Here is an 18298-nt window from a genome sequence, read left to right as displayed (position 1 = left end):
TGAAGGCCCTCGCTCATCGCTCGGCCACCTGGTTGTCCGTCGCGTCCTTCAGCGCGTCCGTGTAGGCGCTCGTCGCCTCGTCCACCGACGCGTCGCCCGTCGTCACGCCCTCCATCGCCTCCTGGATGGCCACGGAGACCTTGGGGTAGGCCGGGTAGGCGGGGCGGTAGTGGGTGCTCTGCACCAGGTCGGTGAAGAACTTGGTGCCGGGCTGGGCCGTGGCGTAGGCCGGATCCTTCGCCACGTCCTCGCGGACCGCGATGCCGGAGTTGGCGATGTACCACTTCTGTGCGTTGGCCTTGGTCTGCATGGTCTTGATGAACTCGAAGGCGAGGTCCGGGTTGCCGGCCTTGGCCGGGATCGACCAGGTCCAGCCGCCGGACATGCTCACCTTGCCGGGCGCCTGGCCGTTCTGGGTCGGCATGGCGGCCAGGCCCAGTTTCTCGGACCACTCGGGCCACTCGTGGCCGCTGCCCGACAGCCAGTCCTGCGGCAGCCAGGAACCGTCGAGGGCGATGCCGAGCTTGCCCTGCGGGAGCCACTCGCCGCGGACCCGGGTCATGACGTTCGGGTCGAGGGCGTCGGAGACGTCCGGGCCGAGCTTGTCCCTGTAGACGGTTTCGACGAAGGAGAGGGCGTCCTTGAAGCCTTGGCCGCCGGCGATCCACTTCTTGCTCGACTTGTCGTAGAGCGGGTCCGTGCGGCCCTCGTTCGTGCCGTAGAGCAGCATCTCGAAGGTCTGCATGGTGGCGGCCTCGCCGACCGGCTTGCCCGTGTAGATGTTGAGGGGGATCGTGTCGGGGACTTCGCGTTTGATGGTGCGGGCGGCGGTGAGGATGTCGTTCCAGGTCTTCGGCTGCCAGGTGGCGGGGAGGCCTGCCTTTTTGAAGATGTCCTTGTCGAACCAGAGGCCGCGGGTGTCGGTGCCGTCGGGGACGCCGTAGGTCTTGCCGTCCTCGCCCTTGGCCGCCGCCTTCGCCGTGTCGATGAACTCGTTCCAGTCCGGCCACTTGGCGAGATAGGGGTCGAGGGGCTTGAGATAGCCGCTGGTGATGTCCGAGTTGATGAGGAAGGTGTCCTCGTAGACCAGGTCGGGCGCGGTCTTGGGGGAGCGGAGCATCTGCTGGAGCTTGGTGTAGTACTCCGAGTCCGGGGCCTTGATCGGGACGAGCTCGACCTTCTTGCCGGGGTGGGAGTTCTCGAACTGCTTCTTGATGTCCGCGAGATACGTGTCCATCACCTTGATGGAGTTGTCCGTGGACTGCTTGAAGGAGATCTTCACGGTGTCCGGGTCGCTGCCGGAGCCCCCGCCGCAGGCGGTGAGGGTGGACGCGGCGAGGGCCAGGGCGACGAGGGGTGTGAGAGCGGCGGTGGGGCGCACGGGCACGACCTCCTACGGGCGCACTTCTTTGTGGCCGGGACGGCTGCGTCGTGAACCTAAGTTGAGTGGTCTAGTCAGGTCAATGCGTCTGCGGGGGTTTGATCCCGGCAGGTGAGAGCTGACGGGTCGTCATTGGGTGGTGACCCAGCGGTACTGCAACTCCGGGCGCCCCACCGTGCCGTACTGCGGGCGGCGGGCCGCGCGGCCCGCGTCCACCAGGTGCTCGAGATAACGGCGGGCCGTGATGCGGGAGATGCCCACGGTCTCCGCCACGCCGGCGGCCGTGAGGCCCTCCGCGCTGTCCCGCAGCGTCACCGTCACCCGCTCCAGCGTCGGCGCGCTCAGGCCTTTGGGCAGGGCGGCCGGGCCGGGGGCGCGCAGGGCAGCCAGGGCCCGGTCCACCTCGTCCTGGCCGCTCGCCTCGCCGACCGACGCGTGGAACTCGGCGTACCGCACGAGGCGGTCCCGCAGCGTGGCGAAGGTGAAGGGCTTCAGGACGTACTGCACGACTCCGAGCGAGACGCCCTCGCGTACGACGGCCAGATCGCGCGCCGACGTCACCGCGATCACGTCCGCGTGGTGCCCGGCCGCCCGCAGTGACCGCGCGAGATGCAGCCCGTGCACGTCCGGCAGGTGCAGGTCGAGCAGGAGCAGGTCCACCGGGGTGCGCTCCAGGGCCCGGCGGGCCTCCGCGCCCGTGTGCGCCTTGCCCACGGCCACGAACCCGGGGACCCGCCCGACGTACATGACGTGGGCGTCGGCGGCCACCGGGTCGTCCTCCACCACCAGGACCCGGATGTCTTTCGCGTGCGTCGTGTCGCTCGTCATGCGAGGCCTCCAGAGCCCTCGGACACCGGGCATCCGGATGTCACGCCTGCGGCGATCGCGCCGGACTCCCGCAGCGGCAGCCGTACCTCGAACTCCGCCCCGCCCTCGTCGGCCGCCGTCACCGACAGTGTCCCCTCGTGCCGCAGCGCCGCCTGCCGTACCAGGGCCAGCCCGAGACCACGTCCGCCCGGACCCGCCGGCTTCGTCGAGAAGCCCCGCTGGAAGACCGCCTCGGTGTGCTCCGGGTCGACACCCGGGCCCGTGTCGGAGACCCGCAGCATCAGCTCGGGGCAGTCCTCGGTGTCCTGGGTGTACGCCGCCACCGTCACCCGCGCCCGCACGCTGCCCTGCGCCGCGTCCACGGCGTTGTCGATCAGGTTGCCGAGGATGGTCACCAGGTCCCGCGCCGGGAGGGTCTCGGGCAGCAGGCCGTCGTCCAGGCTGCTGTCCTCCGACACCATCAGCTCCACGCCCCGCTCGTTCGCCTGGGCCGTCTTGCCCAGCAGCAGTGCCGCCAGCACCGGCTCGCTCACCGCCGCCACGACCTGGTCGGTCAGTGCCTGAGCCAGCTCCAGCTCGGCCGTCGCGAACTCCACCGCCTCCTCCGCCCGGCCCAGCTCGATCAGCGAGACGACCGTGTGCAGCCGGTTCGCCGCCTCGTGCGCCTGCGAGCGCAGCGCCTGCGTGAAGCCCCGCTCGGAGTCCAACTCGCCCATCAGCGACTGGAGTTCGGTGACATCACGCAGGGTGACGACTGTACCGCGCCGCTCGCCGCCCGACACCGGGGAAGTGTTGATGACCAGGACCCGCGACGCCGTCAGATGCACCTCGTCCACCCGCGGCTCCGACGCCAGCAGCGCGCCCGTCAGCGGGGCGGGGAGCCCGAGCTCGGCCACCGACCTGCCCACCACGTCCCCCTCCACGCCGAGCAGCTCGCGCCCCCCGTCGTTGATCAACGCCACACGGTACTGCCCGTCCAGCATCAGCAGCCCCTCCCGTACGGCGTGCAGGGCTGCCTGGTGGTAGTCGTGCATCCGGCTGAGCTCGGCCGCGTTCATCCCGTGGGTGTGGCGGCGCAACCGGGCGTTGACAACGTAGGTGCCGACGGCGCCCAGGGCCAGTGCCCCGGCCGCGACACCGACCAGGGCCGTGACCTGGCTCTGCACACGCTCGGTGATCGCCTCGACCCGGATACCCGCGCTGACCAGGCCGACGATCCGCTTGCCGTCCTGGATCGGGGTGACCGCGCGCACCGACGGGCCGAGGGTGCCGGTGTAGGTCTCGGTGAAGGTCTCGCCCCTCAGGGCCCGCCCGGTGTGGCCCTGGAAGGTCTGGCCGATCTGGTCCGGGTCGGGATGCGTCCAGCGGATGCCCTTCGGATTCATGATCGTGATGAAGTCGACCTCGGTGTCCTGCATGACCTTCAGCGCGTACGGCTGGAGCTCGGCGGTCGGGTCGGGCGTGCGGGCCGCCGCCAGCACGGACGGGGAGTCGGCGACGGAGCGCGCCACGGCCCTGGCCTGGCGCTTCGCGGCCTCCTCGGCCTGACTGCGGTCGCTGACATAGGTGAACAGTGCACATCCGGCCACGACGACCGCGATCAGTACGGCCTGCATGGCGAAGAGCTGGGCCGCCAGGCTGCGGGGTCGGGGGACGGAGAAGCGCATGTCGTCAGTCTGCCTCGTGGCTGATTGTGAACTAAATGAACGGAAGGGTGACCGCGCTCACAGAGCAGGACATAGTCACGGCATTCCCCATAACGCATCTGAGGGAGCCCCGCTCCCAGTTTTCCGGACGTGAGCCGCACGCCGGTGATGCCGACGACGTCGTCAAGGAGGGCCGCCGTGACCAGCGCAGCCGATACGGCACCTGCCGCACGCAAACCCAAGCGGGACCGCACCCACTATCTCTACATCGCGGTGATCATCGCGGTCGCTGCCGGTATCGCGGTTGGTCTGGCCGCACCGGACTTCGCTGTCGGGCTGAAGCCGATCGGCACCGGGTTCGTGAACCTGATCAAGATGATGATCTCGCCGATCATCTTCTGCACGATCGTGCTGGGCATCGGCTCGGTACGGAAGGCCGCCAAGGTCGGTGCCGTCGGCGGTATCGCCCTGGTCTACTTCACGATCATGTCGCTGGTCGCGCTGGGCATCGGCCTGGTGGTCGGCAACATCCTGGAGCCGGGCACCGGCCTCGCGGTGACCGACGCGATCAAGGACGCCGGTCACGCGCAGATCGATTCCGAGGCCAAGGACACCACCGAGTTCCTGCTCGGCATCATCCCGACCACGATCGTCTCCGCCTTCACCAACGAGTCGGTCCTGCAGACCCTGCTGATCGCCCTGCTCGCAGGCTTCGCCCTGCAGGGCATGGGCTCGGCCGGCCAGCCGATCCTGCGGGGTATCGAGCACATCCAGCGGCTCGTCTTCCGCATCCTCGCCATGGTCATGTGGGCCGCCCCGATCGGTGCCTTCGGTGCCATCGCCGCCGTCACCGGTTCCGCCGGCGTGGACGCGCTCAAGAGCCTCGCCGTGCTGATGCTCGGCTTCTACGTCACCTGTTTCCTGTTCGTCTTCATCGTGCTCGGCGTCCTGCTGCGCGTCATCTCCGGCCTGAACATCCTCACGCTGTTCAAGTACCTGGGCCGTGAGTTCCTGCTGATCCTGTCCACGTCCTCCTCCGAGTCCGCGCTGCCGCGGCTCATCGCGAAGATGGAGCACCTGGGCGTCAGCAAGCCGGTGGTCGGCATCACCGTCCCGACCGGCTACTCCTTCAACCTCGACGGCACCATGATCTACATGACCATGGCCTCGCTGTTCATCTCCGACGCCATGGGCACGCCGATGTCCATCGGCGAGCAGATCCCGCTGCTGCTCTTCCTGCTGGTCGCCTCCAAGGGCGCCGCCGGTGTCACCGGCGCGGGCCTCGCGACCCTGGCCGGTGGTCTGCAGTCGCACAAGCCCGCCCTGGTGGACGGCATCGGCCTGATCGTCGGCATCGACCGCTTCATGAGCGAGGCCCGCGCCCTGACCAACTTCGCCGGCAACGCCGTGGCCACCGTGCTGATCGGTACCTGGACGAAGGAGATCGACAAGGAGCGGGTCAACGAGGTCCTCGCCGGCCAGCTGCCCTTCGACGAGAAGACGCTGCTGGACGACGGCCACGGCGGCTCGACCGACGAGCACGTCGAGCTGCCCGAGCAGGGCGGCGAGAAGGAGCTGGCGAAGACCTGACGGTCGCGTCCCGCTCCGCGAGACTCCGGGCGGCTGGGTGTCCCCCCGTCGCTCAGCCGCCCGGTCTGTGAAACGCCGAGCGGGCAGGTCCTCCTCCCCTAGGGACCTGCCCGCTCGGCGTCGCCGTTTCCGCCCGCGCTCGTCACCCGCGCGCCCAAATGCTTTGACCCGTCCGGACGCCGGGGCACAGGCTGGGAACCTTGGCCGCAGCGCGCACGCACGGAGGCGGGGCATGGGGGATTCACAGCACGTCGAGATCATGAGCTCGGACGAATATCGGGCGCGGTACGGGGCCGAACGGGAGGCGTCCCCGCTGTCCATGGGGCAGATCGGTGAGCTGTTCCAGGAGTTCCTGATGGCGGTCGCCCGGCCGAAGCGCCGGGACGGTGACGGCAGCCGCGATCTCTCCGAGCGGCTCCGGGAGCATCTGGGCTCCACCCCGGGAGACCGGCCCGTGGTCAAGGCCGCCTATCCGCCGTACGACCTGCCCAACGTGCATCTCGCCCTGGAGCGCTGGTTCGAGGGGGCCGGACGGTCGTACGAGCTCGTCGGTATGCGTGGTGCCCAGCATCACGGTGAGCTGACCCTCGGCGACATCCTCGAAGCGGCCGACCGGTACGACCGGTTCACCGTCGGCGCTGTCGACTACGCCCAGCTCCCCGTCTCGCCCGACGCGGAACTCGCCTGCGTCTCCTGCGGGTTCTACCTCGGGGCGGAGGGCGACGAGCGGTTCGCCGTGCTGCTGCGCGGGCCGCAGGACGAGTACGGGCGCGACAAGGTGGAGATCGAGGTGCTGGCCGGGGAGAAGGAGTTCGCCGACCGGCTGCTCGCCGAGATCGACACCCTCGTGCGCGAACTCAACATCTTCCGGGGCCAGGTGCTCTCCTTTGAGGGCTCGGAGTTCGGCCACGGCCTCGGACCGTTCCGCTTCCACCGCAGGCCCGGACTGACCCGCGACGACATCGTGCTCCCCGACGGGCTGCTGGAGCGGGTGGAGCGGCAGGTGGTGGGCGTGGCCCGGCGTCGTGCGCGACTGCGCGCGGCCGGCCAGCACCTGCGGCGCGGACTGCTGCTGTACGGCCCGCCCGGCACCGGCAAGACCCACACCCTCCGGTATCTCCTCTCCCACCTCCCCGAGTTCACGGTCGTCGTGCTGTCCGGGACGAGCATCGACGCCATCGGGCCGGCCTGCGCCCTGGCCCGGATGCTCCAGCCGGCGCTGGTCGTCCTGGAGGACTGCGACCTCATCGCCGAGGCCCGCGACCACGGCGGTGGCGAGCAGCCGCTGCTCTTCCAGATCCTGAACGAGATGGACGGCCTCGGCGACGACGCCGATGTCGCCTTCCTGCTCACCACCAACCGCGCCGACCTGCTGGAACCGGCCCTGGCCCAGCGCCCGGGGCGGATCGACCTCGCCGTGGAGATCCCCCTGCCGGACGCCGGCGGCCGCGCCCGGCTGCTCGATCTGTACGGCTCCGGCCTCGGTCTGGGCAAGGAGATCACCGACGAGGTGGTGGCCCGCACGGAGGGCACGACGGCGTCCTTCACCAGGGAGCTCGTCCGCAGGTCCGTACTGATCGCCGCCGAGCGCGAGTCACCCGGCACGGAGGCGGAGGACGTCCGCGCCGCCCTCGACGAACTCCTTTCCGACCACGACCGGCTGACCCGGCGCCTGCTCGGGGTGCCCGGCGCCGAGAACGCCGAGGACGCCGAGGACGCCGAGGGGTGGCAGGGGGACGACGCCTTCGAGTAGCCGGGTCCCGTCAGCCCGGGGAGTCCAGGGCGACGGCTCCGGCGGGGCAGAGGCCGGCGGCCGTCCGGGCGGCTGCCCGATCGTCGGGCCGGGTGTGCAGAAGAAACCGCCCATGGCCGAGGTGCCCCGGACATCCGATCCCGCGGGCAGTCGACGCTCACCGCGACGTCGAGGGCGCGAAGCTCTCCCGTACGGCCCCGGCCGGCCAGGTGGCGCCGTCACGCCGTGCTCACGAACTGGTCGACTGGCGACCCGGGGCGACCGCGATCGGGCCCGGCTCGGCGGCCTCGTCCAGGCGGGCCTGTTCCTCCGCGCTGAGGAGCAGGTCCGCCGCGGCCGCCGAGTCCCCGGCCGTCTCCGGCCGGCTCGCCCCCGGAATCGGGATGACGGCCGGGGAGCGCGCCAGCAGCCAGGCCAGGCCGACCCGCTGGGGACTGACACCGCGCTCCGCCGCGACGGCGTGGAAGGCGGCGAAGCGGTCCGCTCCCTCCGTCCGCGACGGCCCGTCCAGGGAACTGCGGGCCAGCCCGCCCAGCGGACTCCACGGCAGGAACGCCAGCCCCAGTTCCGCGCACAGCCGCAGCTCCGGCTCGCTGCTCCGGACGGCGGGGGAGTACCGGTTCTGCACCGACACCAGCCGGTCGCCGAGGATCTCGCGCGCCCGGCGGATCTGGTCCGCGTCCGCGTTGGACACCCCGGCCAGCCGGATCGTGCCCGCGTCGAGCAGCTCGCGCAGGGCGCCGACCGACTCCTCGAAGGGCACCGCGGGGTCCGGCTTGTGGAGTTGGTAGAGGCCGATCGCCTCCACACCGAGGCGCTTGCGGGAAGCCTCTGCGGCGGCCTTGAGGTGGCGCGGGGAGCCGTTCACCGTCCAGTCGCCGCCGGCCGGGCGGCCGCGACCGCCCTTCGTCGCCACCAGCACGTCGGATGTGTCATCGCCGTACGTGGCGAGTGCCCGGGCCAGTAGACGTTCGTTGTGGCCGGGTTCGGCGCCCGGCAGATGGTAGGAGTCGGCCGTGTCCAGGAGGGTCACGCCCGCGTCGAGCGCGGCGTGCACGGTGGCCAGGGCGCGCTTCTCGTCCGGTCGGCCCTCGAGGGACAGCGGCATCGCGCCGAGCCCGATCGCGCTCACCGGCAGCCCGCCCAGTGTCCTGTACCGCATGTCAGGCGCCCGTTCCGAGCGTCTCGGCGACGGCACGCGGCAACCACTGCCGGGCGTCGGCGAAGGTGTGGCCGAGCCGGATGGCACGGGTGTTGTCCATGCCGTAGGAGCGGCGGAAGGAGAACGGCGAGACCTCGCCGACCTCCACGGGCCGGAACACGGTCCGGCCGCCCGGGACGTGCGCGGCCACCGCCTCGCACAACTCCTCGGTGCTCAGCGTCCCGTGCGAGGCGGCGTTCACCGGCCCGGTGAAGTCCTCGCCGGCCGCCCAGGCCAGGAAGCGGGCGATCTCCTCGACGTGGACGTAGGTGGCGGGCCGGTTCACCACCGGCACGGCGATCGGCTCGCCGGTGCGGATCCGCTCGGCGTAGTGGGCCAGCCGGCCGGTGAAGTCGTCGTGCCCGCCCAGCACATGGGCCACCCGCACCGCCGTGTACGGGAACGCCGGGCCGTCGGCCGCGAGGACCGCCTCGGCCTGCCGCTTGCCCTCCCCGTAGTGCGCCTCCCGGAACGCCGGGTCCTCCCAGGGCAGTTCGAGGTCCACGGGCACCGTGGACGGGACGACGGCCTCCTCGCGCACGAGGGCGGGGGAGTCCTCGTACTCGTACACCTCGACCGTCGAGGTCATCACATAGCGGCCGGTACGGCCGGAGAAGACGCGGCGGGCGAGTGCCGCCTGGCGCGGGGTGTAACAGACCTGGTCGACGACGACATCGAAGACGCGCGAGCCGAGCGCGTCGGTCAGCGACCGCTCGTCGTCCCGGTCGGCCACCAGATGCTCCACCCCGGCCGGCGGCGGGGAGGATCCCCGGTTCAGCACGGTGACGCGGTGCCCTTCGTCCCGCAGCCGTGCGATCAGGCGCTTGCCGACGTAGCGGTTTCCACCGATGACCAGTACGTTCCGGACCTTTTCCATGGCCATAATTCTCCTGGCGCACATCCGCGTACTGAAGGGGGAACCATGGGAGTTCAGGCCGCCACGCCGAAAGAACCACGGCATCTGCGCACCGCAACCGATGAAACCTCGGTGGCCTTCGACGCGCTGGACCGGCAGATCCTCCAGCTGCTCCAGACCGACGGCCGGATCAAGCTCAGCGAGCTGGGCCGCCGGGTCCGGCTCAGCCCGGCGGCGGTCACCGAGCGGGTGCGACGGCTGGAGGCAGCGGGCGTGATCAGCGGCTACGGAGCCCAGGTCGTTCCGGCCCGCCTCGGCTACGGCATCCAGGCGTTCATCCGGGTCAACCCGCACGGCGGCTACAACCTGAAGCACCCCAGGACCCTGGAGCTGATCGAGCGGCCCGAGATCACCGAGGTGCACCACGTGGTCGGCGAGGACTGCTGGATCCTCAAGGTCGCCGTCCGGGACACCGTCCACCTGGAGGAGGTCCTGGAGGGCGTCTCCGCGCTGGGGCGCACGACGACGTCGATCGTGCTGACCTCCCCGGTGGAGCGGAAACCGCTGTTGCCTTGACGCGGGCGTCAAGGAATACGTTCGAACGCATGCGAATCGGCGAGCTGGCCGCACGGGCCGGGACCACGACGCGGACGCTGCGGTACTACGAGTCGCGGGGGCTGTTGCCCGCGCGGCGCACCGGCAACGGATACCGGAGCTACGACGAGAGCGATCTGCGGCTGCTCCGGCAGATCCGGACGCTCCAGGACTTCGGGTTCGACCTGGAGGAGACGCGGCCCTTCGTGGAGTGTCTGCGGGCCGGGCACCCCGAGGGCGACTCGTGCCCGGCGTCGCTCGCGGTCTACCGGCGCAAGCTGGGCGAACTGGACTCCCTGATCGGTGAGCTGACCACCGTCCGGGACACGGTCGCCCGGCAACTGGCGCGGGCCGAGCTGGCAGCCGAGGCGGAGGCTCCGGGGGGTCCGGAGCCGCAGTGCGAGCTGGGAGGGGACACCTGGTGACCGACGTGACCGACGTGACCGGCATGACAGCTGTGACAGACGTGACAGACACGGACTTCGAGGCGGAGGTGATCGGCGCCGAGCTTCCGGTGCTGGTGGAGTTCACCGCCGACTGGTGCCCGCCGTGCCGGCAGATGGCCCCGGTGCTGAAGGCCCTCGCTTCCGAGGAGGGCGACCGGCTGAAGGTGGTGCGGCTGGACGTGGACTCCAACCCGGAGACGACCAACGCCTACAAGGTGCTGTCGATGCCGACCTTCATGGTGTTCCGCGACGGTGAGCCCGTGAAGTCGATGGTGGGCGCGCGGGCCAAGCGGCGGCTGCTGGAGGAGCTGGCCGACGTGCTCTAGGCGACCCGCCCGGACAACAGGAAATCCCCCGAGCAATTGCGCTCGGGGGATTTCCTTGCGTATATTTGTTTGTTCGCGACTTCAACTCAAAAGAAGTCACGCGAAGTTCAGTGAGCACAGTATATCCGGGCGGGAGTGGAATTGTCAAACACCGAATTTCCGGACGATGAATTGCGGCAGGAGCAGGAATTCATCGACGGGTTGTACGCGCGCGTGGACGCGCTGCGCGGCGACACCGAGAACTCCGTCACGGACGCCCTCGCGCAGGGCAACACGCCCATGCAGGCCAGACTCGAGCGGGACATCCTCGTCGCCGAGCGCTCCGGGCTGCTCGCCGCGCTGAACGCGGTGGACGGCTCCCTGTGCTTCGGCCGGATCGATCTCACCTCGGGCGTCACCCACCACATCGGCCGGATCGGGCTGCGCACCGACGACGCCGAGCGCACCCCCGTCCTGATCGACTGGCGCGCCGACGTCGCCCGCCCCTTCTACCTGGCCACCGGCCACACCCCGATGGGCCTGCGGCGCCGGCGGCACATCGCCACCGACGGCCGGCAGGTCACCCACCTGCACGACGAGATCCTCGACCTCGGCGACGAGACCCGCACGGGCCACGAGGACCCGACGGGCGACGCCGTGCTGCTCGCCGCGCTCGACTCGGCCCGCACCGGCCGGATGAGCGACATCGTGCAGACCATCCAGGCCGACCAGGACCGCATCATCCGCGCCCCGCACCGCGGCGTCATGGTGGTGGAGGGCGGCCCGGGCACCGGCAAGACGGCCGTCGCCCTGCACCGCGCCGCCTATCTGCTGTACGAGCACCGCGAGCTGCTCGCCAAGCGGGCGGTACTGATCGTCGGACCCAACCCGGCGTTCCTCGGCTACATCGGCGAGGTGCTGCCCTCCCTCGGCGAGACGGGCGTGCTCCTCGCGACGGTGGGCGAGCTGTTCCCCGGGGTGAAGGCGACCGCGACCGACAAGCCCGAGGCCGCCGCCGTGAAGGGCCGGGCCGACATGGCCGATGTTCTCGCCGAGGTCGTGAGCGGCCGGCAGGCGCTGCCCGACCCGGTGATCGCCATCGAGCACGACCGCGAGGTCCTCATGCTCGACGACGGTCTGGTGAACGTCGCCCGCGAGCGCACCCGCGCCGCGAAGCTGCCGCACAACGCGGCCCGCGAGCACTTCGAGGGCCACATCCTCAACGCGCTCACCGACCTCTACGCCGAGCGGATCGGCACCGACCCCTTCGACGGGTCCAGCCTGCTCGACCCCAGCGACATCACCCAGATCCGCGACGACATCGCCGACAACCCCGACGTCTGGTCCGCCATCGACCAGCTCTGGCCGGTGCTCACCCCGCAGCGGCTCATCGCCGACTTCCTCGCCGCGCCCGAGGAGTTCCTGCCCGCCGAGGACGCCGAGGCCGTACGCCGCCCGGTGACCCGGCGCTGGACGGTCGCGGACGTGCCGCTGCTCGACGAGGCCGCCGAACTCCTCGGCGACGACGACCGGCTGGCCCGGGAGCGCGCCGCGCGCGAGCGGGAGGAGCAGATCGCCTACGCGCAGGGCGTGCTCGAGGTGTCGTACGCCTCCCGGACCTACGAGTTCGAGGACAAGGAGGACAGCGACCCCGACGGCAGCGAGGTGCTGTCCGCGCACGACGTCATCGACGCCGAGCGGTTCGCCGAGCGGCACGAGCAGGACGACCACCGCAGCGCCGCCGAGCGAGCGGCGGCCGACCGCACCTGGGCGTTCGGGCACATCATCGTCGACGAGGCGCAGGAGCTGTCGCCGATGGCGTGGCGGCTGCTGATGCGGCGCAGCCCGACCCGCTCGATGACCCTGGTCGGCGACCCCGCGCAGACGGCGGAGGCGGCCGGCGTCGGCTCCTGGGCGGGCATCCTCGACCCCTACGTCGAGGACCGCTGGGAGCACACCCGCCTGGGCGTCAACTACCGCACACCGGCCGAGATCATGGACGCCGCGGCGGCCGTGGTCCGCGCCGAGCAGCCGGAGTTCGAGCCGCCGAGCTCGGTCCGCTCCACGGGTGTACGGCCGTGGGCACGGGCCACCGACGACCTCCCGGGCGCGGTCGCCAAGGCGGTCGAGGAACTCACCCCGGCCGAGGGACGGCTCGCGGTGATCGCGCCGCGCGACCTCCACCGCGGCCTCGCGGCCCGGCTGGACGGCGTGACGGCGGGCGCCGAACCGGACCTCACTCAGACGGTCGTCCTCCTCGACCCGCGCCAGGCCAAGGGTCTGGAGTTCGACTCCGTCCTGGTGGTCGAGCCCGGCCGGTACGGCACCAGCGACCTGTACGTGGCCCTGACCCGGGCCACCCAGCGGCTCGGCGTGCTGCACACCGGAGAACTTCCGAAGGCCCTGTCCGAATCCTTCGTGTAGGAGAGGTAACAGTTCGTGTCGTAGTCACTGCCTGTGCACGGCCGGTGCGATAAGCGTTGCCGTATGGAAGCCCAGCCCTACGCGGCCGCGCCGGCCGACAGCCCGGTGCTCGCCTCTCTGCCTGTCGAGCCGCTGCTCACCTCTGAGTTCGACGCCGACCCCGGCGCGGTGTACCGGCGGCTGCGCCGGCTGCACGGGCCCGTGGCACCGGTCGGGCTGATGGGCGTGCCCGTGTGGCTGGTGCTCGACTACCGCGAGGTGCTCGACGTCCTGCGGGGCGAGGGCCAGTGGCGGCGCGACATCCGCTACTGGCGGGCCCGTGCCCAGGGTGAACTGCCGCCCGGCTGGCCGCTGCTGGCCGGGTACGAGGTGCGGCAGACGATGTTCATGGACGACGAGGAGCACCGCGCCGCCCGGCAGACCCTGCACGCGGCGCTGCGGCCCTTCCAGGAGGCGCGCGGCCCGCAGGGCTGGGAGCTGCGGGCGGCCGTCTCCCGTTACGCGGACGACCTCGTCGCGCTGCTGGCCGCCGAGTCCGGCTCGGCCGGCTTCGCCGACCTGGGCGCCCAGTACACCCGGCCGCTGCTGCTCATGGTGACCACCAGGCTGTTCGGCTGCCCCGTGGAGCTGGGCGACGAACTGGTCATGGACCTGTGGCGGATGCTCGACGGCGGCCTGGGCGCCGAGCCCGCCACCGCCCGGGCGCTGGCGGCCTTCACCCGGCTCGCCGTCCACCGCCGGGCCCGCCCGGGCGACGACCTCACCTCGTACATGCTGCTGGCCGACCCGCACCTGTCCGATGAACAGCTCGGCCGGGAGCTGTTCATGAACGCGGTCTACCTCAACGACATCACCGGCAACATGGTCCTCAACACCCTGCTGGAGGTCATCCGGGGCAACGCCACCGTGCGCCGCAGCGTGTCGGCGGGGCAGCTCGGCGAGACGGTCGACCGGGCCGCCCTCGCCAACCCGCCCGTCGCCAACATGTGCTTCCGCTTCGCCGCGCGGGACGTCCCGCTGGGTGACTACTGGATCAGGTCCGGGGACGCCGTCTCCCCGTCCGCCGCCGCGGCCCACCAGGACCTGCTGGCGATCGGCAGCACCACGCTCGTCGACCCGGCCTTCAGCGCCCGCTCCCATCTGGGCTGGGGCGCCGGCCAGCACCAGTGCCCCGCGGCCGCGCGCGAACTCGCCGGGCTGCTCGTGACCCACGCGGTCGGCCGGATCCTCGACCACTTCGCGACCGTGGAACTCGCCCTCCCGCCCGACCAGTTGCCCTGGCGGGCGGGCCCGGTGGTCCGGGGCCTGCGGCTGCTGCCGGTGCGCTACGAACTGAACCGGCCCGCACGACAGCACCGCGGTGACACCCTCAAGGAGACGGACCGCCAGACCACGGGCCTGCTGGCCGGGCTCAGGAGACTGATGTTCCGGACTCAGGCCTGAACGGGCCTACCGCAACAGCGACTCGGGATCCCGCAGGGCGTGCCACAGCCCGGCCGCGAGTGGGACGACGGTCAGGGCGAAGAAGACCCAGAACACGAACTCGGTGCCGGACGCGAGGTCGTAGGTGGTGCCGTCCTCCCACTCACAGTAGGCCCGCGGCGGAAACGGCGTGGAGACTCCCCAGGCCTTTCCGCTCCCGAGGAAGCCCTCCCGCATCGGCTCTGCGGGGCAGGGGGCCGTCTCCGGGAACAGGGTGGGATCGTCCGCCGTCATGATCAGTACCCAGGTGACGGCACCGCACGGCACCGCCCAGAACACCGCGGTCCGCACCCACAGCGGCAGCAGCGGATGCGCCAGCAGCCCGCGCAGCGCGACCAGGACCACCACGAGGCCGACGAAGACGGGAAGCAGCGTCATGAGTCCGGCGCGGCCTTCCGCGCGCGGAGCTCGGTCGCGTAACCCGCGCCGATGGCGAGCCCGGCGGCGGACAGGGCGAAGGACACGCTCGCCCAGTTCATCCACACGTAGGAGGAGTCGGCGGCGTAGACGGTGCCGTCCTCGCGGACGCAGTCGAAGCGCAGGGGCAGATACGAGGGCCGGTGGTGGGACAGGCCCTCGATCGTGTGCGGGGCGAAGCCGTCGAGGCAGGCCCGGGCCGGGACCGAGGACGCGCCTTGGCCGAACTCCCACTCCGATTGCAGCACGGCGAAGAACCCCAGGGAGTAGACGGACGCGGCCGCCCAGGCGGCCGTCGTCGCCGCACGGCGCAGCAGCAGCGGCAACCAGGGTTCGGGACGGCCCGGGAAGGCCATGGCCACGACTCCCGCGGCCGCGATCAGCGCGCCGAAGGCACAGACGGCGGAGATGCCGAGACCGATCAGCACGCCGTCACCCCCTCCCGCGCGGGCGGACCCCCACGGCCCGGTGGGGTGGCACGGCGCATGCCGCCACCCCACCAGGGCCGGACGGGAAGGGCTGTGGCGGAAGCCACACCTCCCGTCACAGAGGTGTCACAGCGGGCAGTGGCCGCCTACGCCGGGCACAGCCACACCGTCGACAGCGGCGGCAGGGTCAGGCGGATGCTGGCCGGGCGGCCGTGCCAGGGCTGGGCCTCGGGCTTGACCGGGTCGGGGTTGGTGACGTCACTGCCGCCGTAGCGGGCCGCGTCGGTGTTGACGGCCTCGTGCCAGGCGGGGACGTCCTCGGGCACGCCCAGACGGTAGTCCTGGCGGATGACCGGCGCGAAGTTCGACACCGCCAGGATCGGGGTGCCCTCCGGATCCAGCCTGAGGAACGCGAGGACGTTGTCGTCGGCGGCGTCCCCGACGATCCACTCGAAACCGGCCGGGTCGGTATCGAGGCGCCACAGCGCCGGGGTGGCCCGGTAGACGGTGTTGAGGTCGCGGACCAGGTCACGCACGCCCCGGTGGTCGGGCTCGGCCCCGTAGCCCGGGTCCAGCAGCCACCAGTCCGGGCCGTGCGCCTCCGACCACTCGGCGCCCTGTGCGAACTCCTGCCCCATGAAGAGCAGTTGCTTGCCCGGGTGGGCCCACATGAAGCCGAGGTAGGCCCGGTGCCCGGCCCGCTGCTGCCACCAGTCGCCGGGCATCTTCGACACCAGGGACCGCTTGCCGTGCACCACCTCGTCGTGGGAGATCGGCAGGACGTAGTTCTCGCTGTACGCGTACACCATCGAGAAGGTCATCTCGTGGTGGTGGTACTTGCGGTGCACCGGCTCGTGGCTCATGTACTGGAGCGAGTCGTGCATCCAGCCCATGTTCCACTTCAGCCCGAACCCGAGCCCGCCGAAGCCGCTCGGGCCCTCGTGGTGAGTGGCCCGGGTGACGCCGTCCCAGGCGGTCGACTCCTCGGCGATCGTGACCACGCCGGGCACCCTGCGGTACACCGTCGCGTTCATCTCCTGCAGGAACGCCACCGCGTCCAGGTTCTCCCGGCCGCCGTGCTCGTTGGGCGTCCACTGCCCCGCCTCGCGCGAGTAGTCGAGGTAGAGCATGGACGCCACCGCGTCCACCCGCAGCCCGTCGATATGGAACTCCTCGCACCAGTACAGGGCGTTCGAGACCAGGAAGTTGCGCACCTCCCGCCGCCCGAAGTCGAACTCCAGCGTGCCCCAGTCGGGATGCGCGGCCCGCAGCGGATCCTCGTGCTCGTACAGGGGCCGCCCGTCGAACTCGGCCAGCGCCCAGTCGTCCCGCGGGAAGTGGGCCGGCACCCAGTCCATCAGTACGCCGATGCCGGCCCGGTGCAGCGCGTCGACCAGGTACCGGAAGTCGTCGGGAGTGCCCAGCCGGGCCGTCGGCGCGTAGAAGCCGGTGACCTGGTAGCCCCAGGAGCCGCCGAACGGATGCTCCGCGACCGGCATCAGCTCGACGTGCGTGAAGCCCAGGTTCTTCACGTACCCGGGGAGCTGATCGGCCAGCTGCCGGTACGTCAGTCCCGGGCGCCAGGAGGCCAGATGCACCTCGTACACCGAGAACGGCGCCTCGTGCGCCGGGGTCTGAGCGCGCCGGTCCAGCCACTCGGCGTCGCCCCACTCGTACCGCGAGGACGTGATGACCGACGAGGTCGCGGGCGGTACCTCCGAGCGGCGGGCCATCGGGTCGGCGCGCAGCGTCTTCGACCCGTCGTGGCGGGTGATCTCGAACTTGTACAGCTCGCCCTCGCCGATGTCCGGCAGGAACAGCTCCCACACGCCCGACGAGCCCAGCGACCGCATGGCGTGGCCGGTGCCGTCCCAGAAGTTGAAGGTGCCGGCGACGCGCACGCCGCGCGCGTTCGGCGCCCACACCGAGAAACGGGTGCCGGTCACGCCCTCGTGGATCGTCGGGTGCGCGCCCAGCGCGGTCCACAGCTCCTCGTGCCGGCCCTCGCCGATCAGATGCAGGTCGAGGTCGCCCAGCGTGGGCAGGAAGCGGTAGGCGTCCTCGGTGTCCAGGACCGTGCCCTCGTACCCCACGAGCAGCCGGTATTCCGGGACCTCCCGCAGCGGCAGCAGTCCGGAGAAGAACCCCTCCCCGTCGTCCTGCAGCTCCGCCCGCACCTCGCCGGCGACGACGGTCACCGACAGGGCGTACGGCCGGAACGCCCGGAACGCGACCCCGCCGGGCACGAGGTGTGCGCCGAGCACGGCGTGCGGGTCGTGATGCGTACCGTTGAGCAGCCGGTCCCGGTCCGCCGCGCCGACGGCGGGCGAGACGGCGATCTCCATCTCCGGGGGGACCGTCTGGACGGGGGTGGCCTTCTTCGCGGGGGCTTTCCCGGTGGCGGCCTTCTTGGCCGGGGCCCTTTTCGCGGGGGGTTTGGCAGCGGTGGTCCGGGTGGCCGCCGCTTTCGCCGTCGTGGCCTTCTTGGCGGCCGTCTTCGTGGCTGTCGCCGTCTTCGTGGCCGTCTTCTTGGCGGCTGTCTTGGTCGCGGCCACCTTCTTGGCGGTGGACTTCGCCGCGGTCGCCTTCGCGGGAGCGGCCTTCTTCGCGACGGCCTTCTTCGCGGCGGCAGTCTTCGCCGGCGTCACCTTCTTGGCGACGGCAGTCTTCGCCGACGTCGCCTTCTTGGCGGCGGCAGTCTTCGCCGGGGCCGCCTTCTTGGCAGCGGCCTTCGTCGCAGGTGACTGAGCGGAGGCCGTCTTCTTGGCGGCAGCCTTCTTCGCGGCGGTCGTCTTCTTCGCCGCCTGTTTCGGCACCGCCGTCTTCTTCGCGGCGCTCTTCTGCTGGGCGGCCGTCGGCTGCTCGGGGATCTTCTCCCCGGCCGTCTTCTTCGGATGCGAACCGCTGGACTCGGAGCGGGGGGTCACGGGCGGGGCCTCCTGGGCGC

Annotated in this window: 15 protein-coding genes; 7 read left to right on the top strand and 8 right to left on the bottom strand. The window is 71.3% G+C overall.

Annotation, left to right across the window (positions count from 1 at the left end; translation table 11 throughout):
* Window positions 1-13: 13 nt before the first annotated feature.
* From OG542_RS12215 to OG542_RS12205, 3 genes are all read right to left on the bottom strand, one after another.
* The gene (locus tag OG542_RS12215) at window positions 14-1387 is read right to left on the bottom strand and encodes an extracellular solute-binding protein (RefSeq protein ID WP_328410601.1); all 1374 of its coding nucleotides are present in this window, start codon (window positions 1385-1387) and stop codon (window positions 14-16) included.
* Window positions 1388-1510: 123 nt separating this feature from the next.
* Window positions 1511-2209, bottom strand: coding sequence for a response regulator (locus OG542_RS12210; protein WP_261678499.1), 699 nt, complete (start codon window positions 2207-2209; stop codon window positions 1511-1513).
* The gene (locus OG542_RS12205) at window positions 2206-3876 is read right to left on the bottom strand and encodes a sensor histidine kinase (protein ID WP_328410598.1); all 1671 of its coding nucleotides are present in this window, start codon (window positions 3874-3876) and stop codon (window positions 2206-2208) included. The genes OG542_RS12210 and OG542_RS12205 overlap by 4 nt, the downstream gene beginning before the upstream one ends.
* Before the next feature lie 177 nt (window positions 3877-4053).
* Between OG542_RS12205 and OG542_RS12200 the strand changes: the two genes are divergently transcribed.
* Window positions 4054-5445, top strand: coding sequence for a cation:dicarboxylate symporter family transporter (locus OG542_RS12200; RefSeq protein WP_328410596.1), 1392 nt, complete (start codon window positions 4054-4056; stop codon window positions 5443-5445).
* A 232-nt stretch (window positions 5446-5677) separates the two neighbouring features.
* Window positions 5678-7198 (top strand): ATP-binding protein, encoded by a 1521-nt coding sequence (locus tag OG542_RS12195; RefSeq protein ID WP_328410594.1) that lies wholly within the window; start codon window positions 5678-5680, stop codon window positions 7196-7198.
* Window positions 7199-7427: 229 nt separating this feature from the next.
* On the opposite strand, the gene OG542_RS12190 is transcribed toward OG542_RS12195, so the two are convergent.
* Together OG542_RS12190 and OG542_RS12185 are read right to left on the bottom strand one after the other, a co-directional pair.
* A complete protein-coding gene (locus OG542_RS12190; protein ID WP_328410592.1) occupies window positions 7428-8360 on the bottom strand; it encodes an aldo/keto reductase in 933 nt (310 codons plus the stop codon).
* Between the two features lies 1 nt (window position 8361).
* Window positions 8362-9276: an NAD-dependent epimerase/dehydratase family protein gene (locus OG542_RS12185; RefSeq protein WP_328410590.1), complete on the bottom strand. Its 915-nt coding sequence runs from the start codon at window positions 9274-9276 to the stop codon at window positions 8362-8364.
* A gap of 45 nt (window positions 9277-9321) precedes the next feature.
* On the opposite strand from OG542_RS12185, the gene OG542_RS12180 reads away from it, so the two are divergent.
* The 5 genes from OG542_RS12180 to OG542_RS12160 all read left to right on the top strand — a co-directional run bounded on the left by OG542_RS12180 (window position 9322) and on the right by OG542_RS12160 (window position 14467).
* A complete protein-coding gene (locus OG542_RS12180; protein WP_311127810.1) occupies window positions 9322-9831 on the top strand; it encodes an Lrp/AsnC family transcriptional regulator in 510 nt (169 codons plus the stop codon).
* Between the two features lie 29 nt (window positions 9832-9860).
* Complete coding sequence (locus OG542_RS12175) at window positions 9861-10274, top strand: MerR family transcriptional regulator (RefSeq protein WP_184590317.1); 414 nt, start codon at window positions 9861-9863, stop codon at window positions 10272-10274.
* A 23-nt stretch (window positions 10275-10297) separates the two neighbouring features.
* Window positions 10298-10621, top strand: coding sequence for a thioredoxin (gene trxA, locus OG542_RS12170; protein WP_328417877.1), 324 nt, complete (start codon window positions 10298-10300; stop codon window positions 10619-10621).
* Window positions 10622-10762: 141 nt separating this feature from the next.
* Window positions 10763-13024: a HelD family protein gene (locus OG542_RS12165; RefSeq protein ID WP_328410586.1), complete on the top strand. Its 2262-nt coding sequence runs from the start codon at window positions 10763-10765 to the stop codon at window positions 13022-13024.
* A 63-nt stretch (window positions 13025-13087) separates the two neighbouring features.
* Entirely contained in the window at window positions 13088-14467 is a 1380-nt protein-coding gene (locus tag OG542_RS12160; protein ID WP_328410584.1) for a cytochrome P450 family protein, read from the top strand.
* Between the two features lie 6 nt (window positions 14468-14473).
* Here the strand turns inward: OG542_RS12160 and OG542_RS12155 are convergent, their stop codons facing one another.
* From OG542_RS12155 to glgB, 3 genes are all read right to left on the bottom strand, one after another.
* On the bottom strand, window positions 14474-14884 hold the full coding sequence (locus OG542_RS12155; protein WP_328410582.1) for a hypothetical protein: 411 nt from the start codon (window positions 14882-14884) through the stop codon (window positions 14474-14476).
* Window positions 14881-15351 carry a hypothetical protein gene (locus OG542_RS12150; RefSeq protein WP_328410580.1) on the bottom strand — a complete coding sequence of 157 codons (471 nt, stop codon included), beginning with the start codon at window positions 15349-15351 and terminating at the stop codon, window positions 14881-14883. Before OG542_RS12150 ends, OG542_RS12155 begins: the two co-directional genes overlap by 4 nt.
* A 146-nt stretch (window positions 15352-15497) precedes the next feature.
* A complete protein-coding gene (gene glgB / locus OG542_RS12145) occupies window positions 15498-18278 on the bottom strand; it encodes a 1,4-alpha-glucan branching enzyme (protein WP_328410578.1) in 2781 nt (926 codons plus the stop codon).
* Window positions 18279-18298 lie beyond the last annotated feature (20 nt).

This window comes from Streptomyces violaceus, assembly GCF_036014075.1.
GTDB classification, from domain to species: Bacteria; Actinomycetota; Actinomycetes; order Streptomycetales; family Streptomycetaceae; genus Streptomyces; species Streptomyces violaceus.
This window is presented reverse-complemented; position numbering and strand designations above follow the sequence as displayed.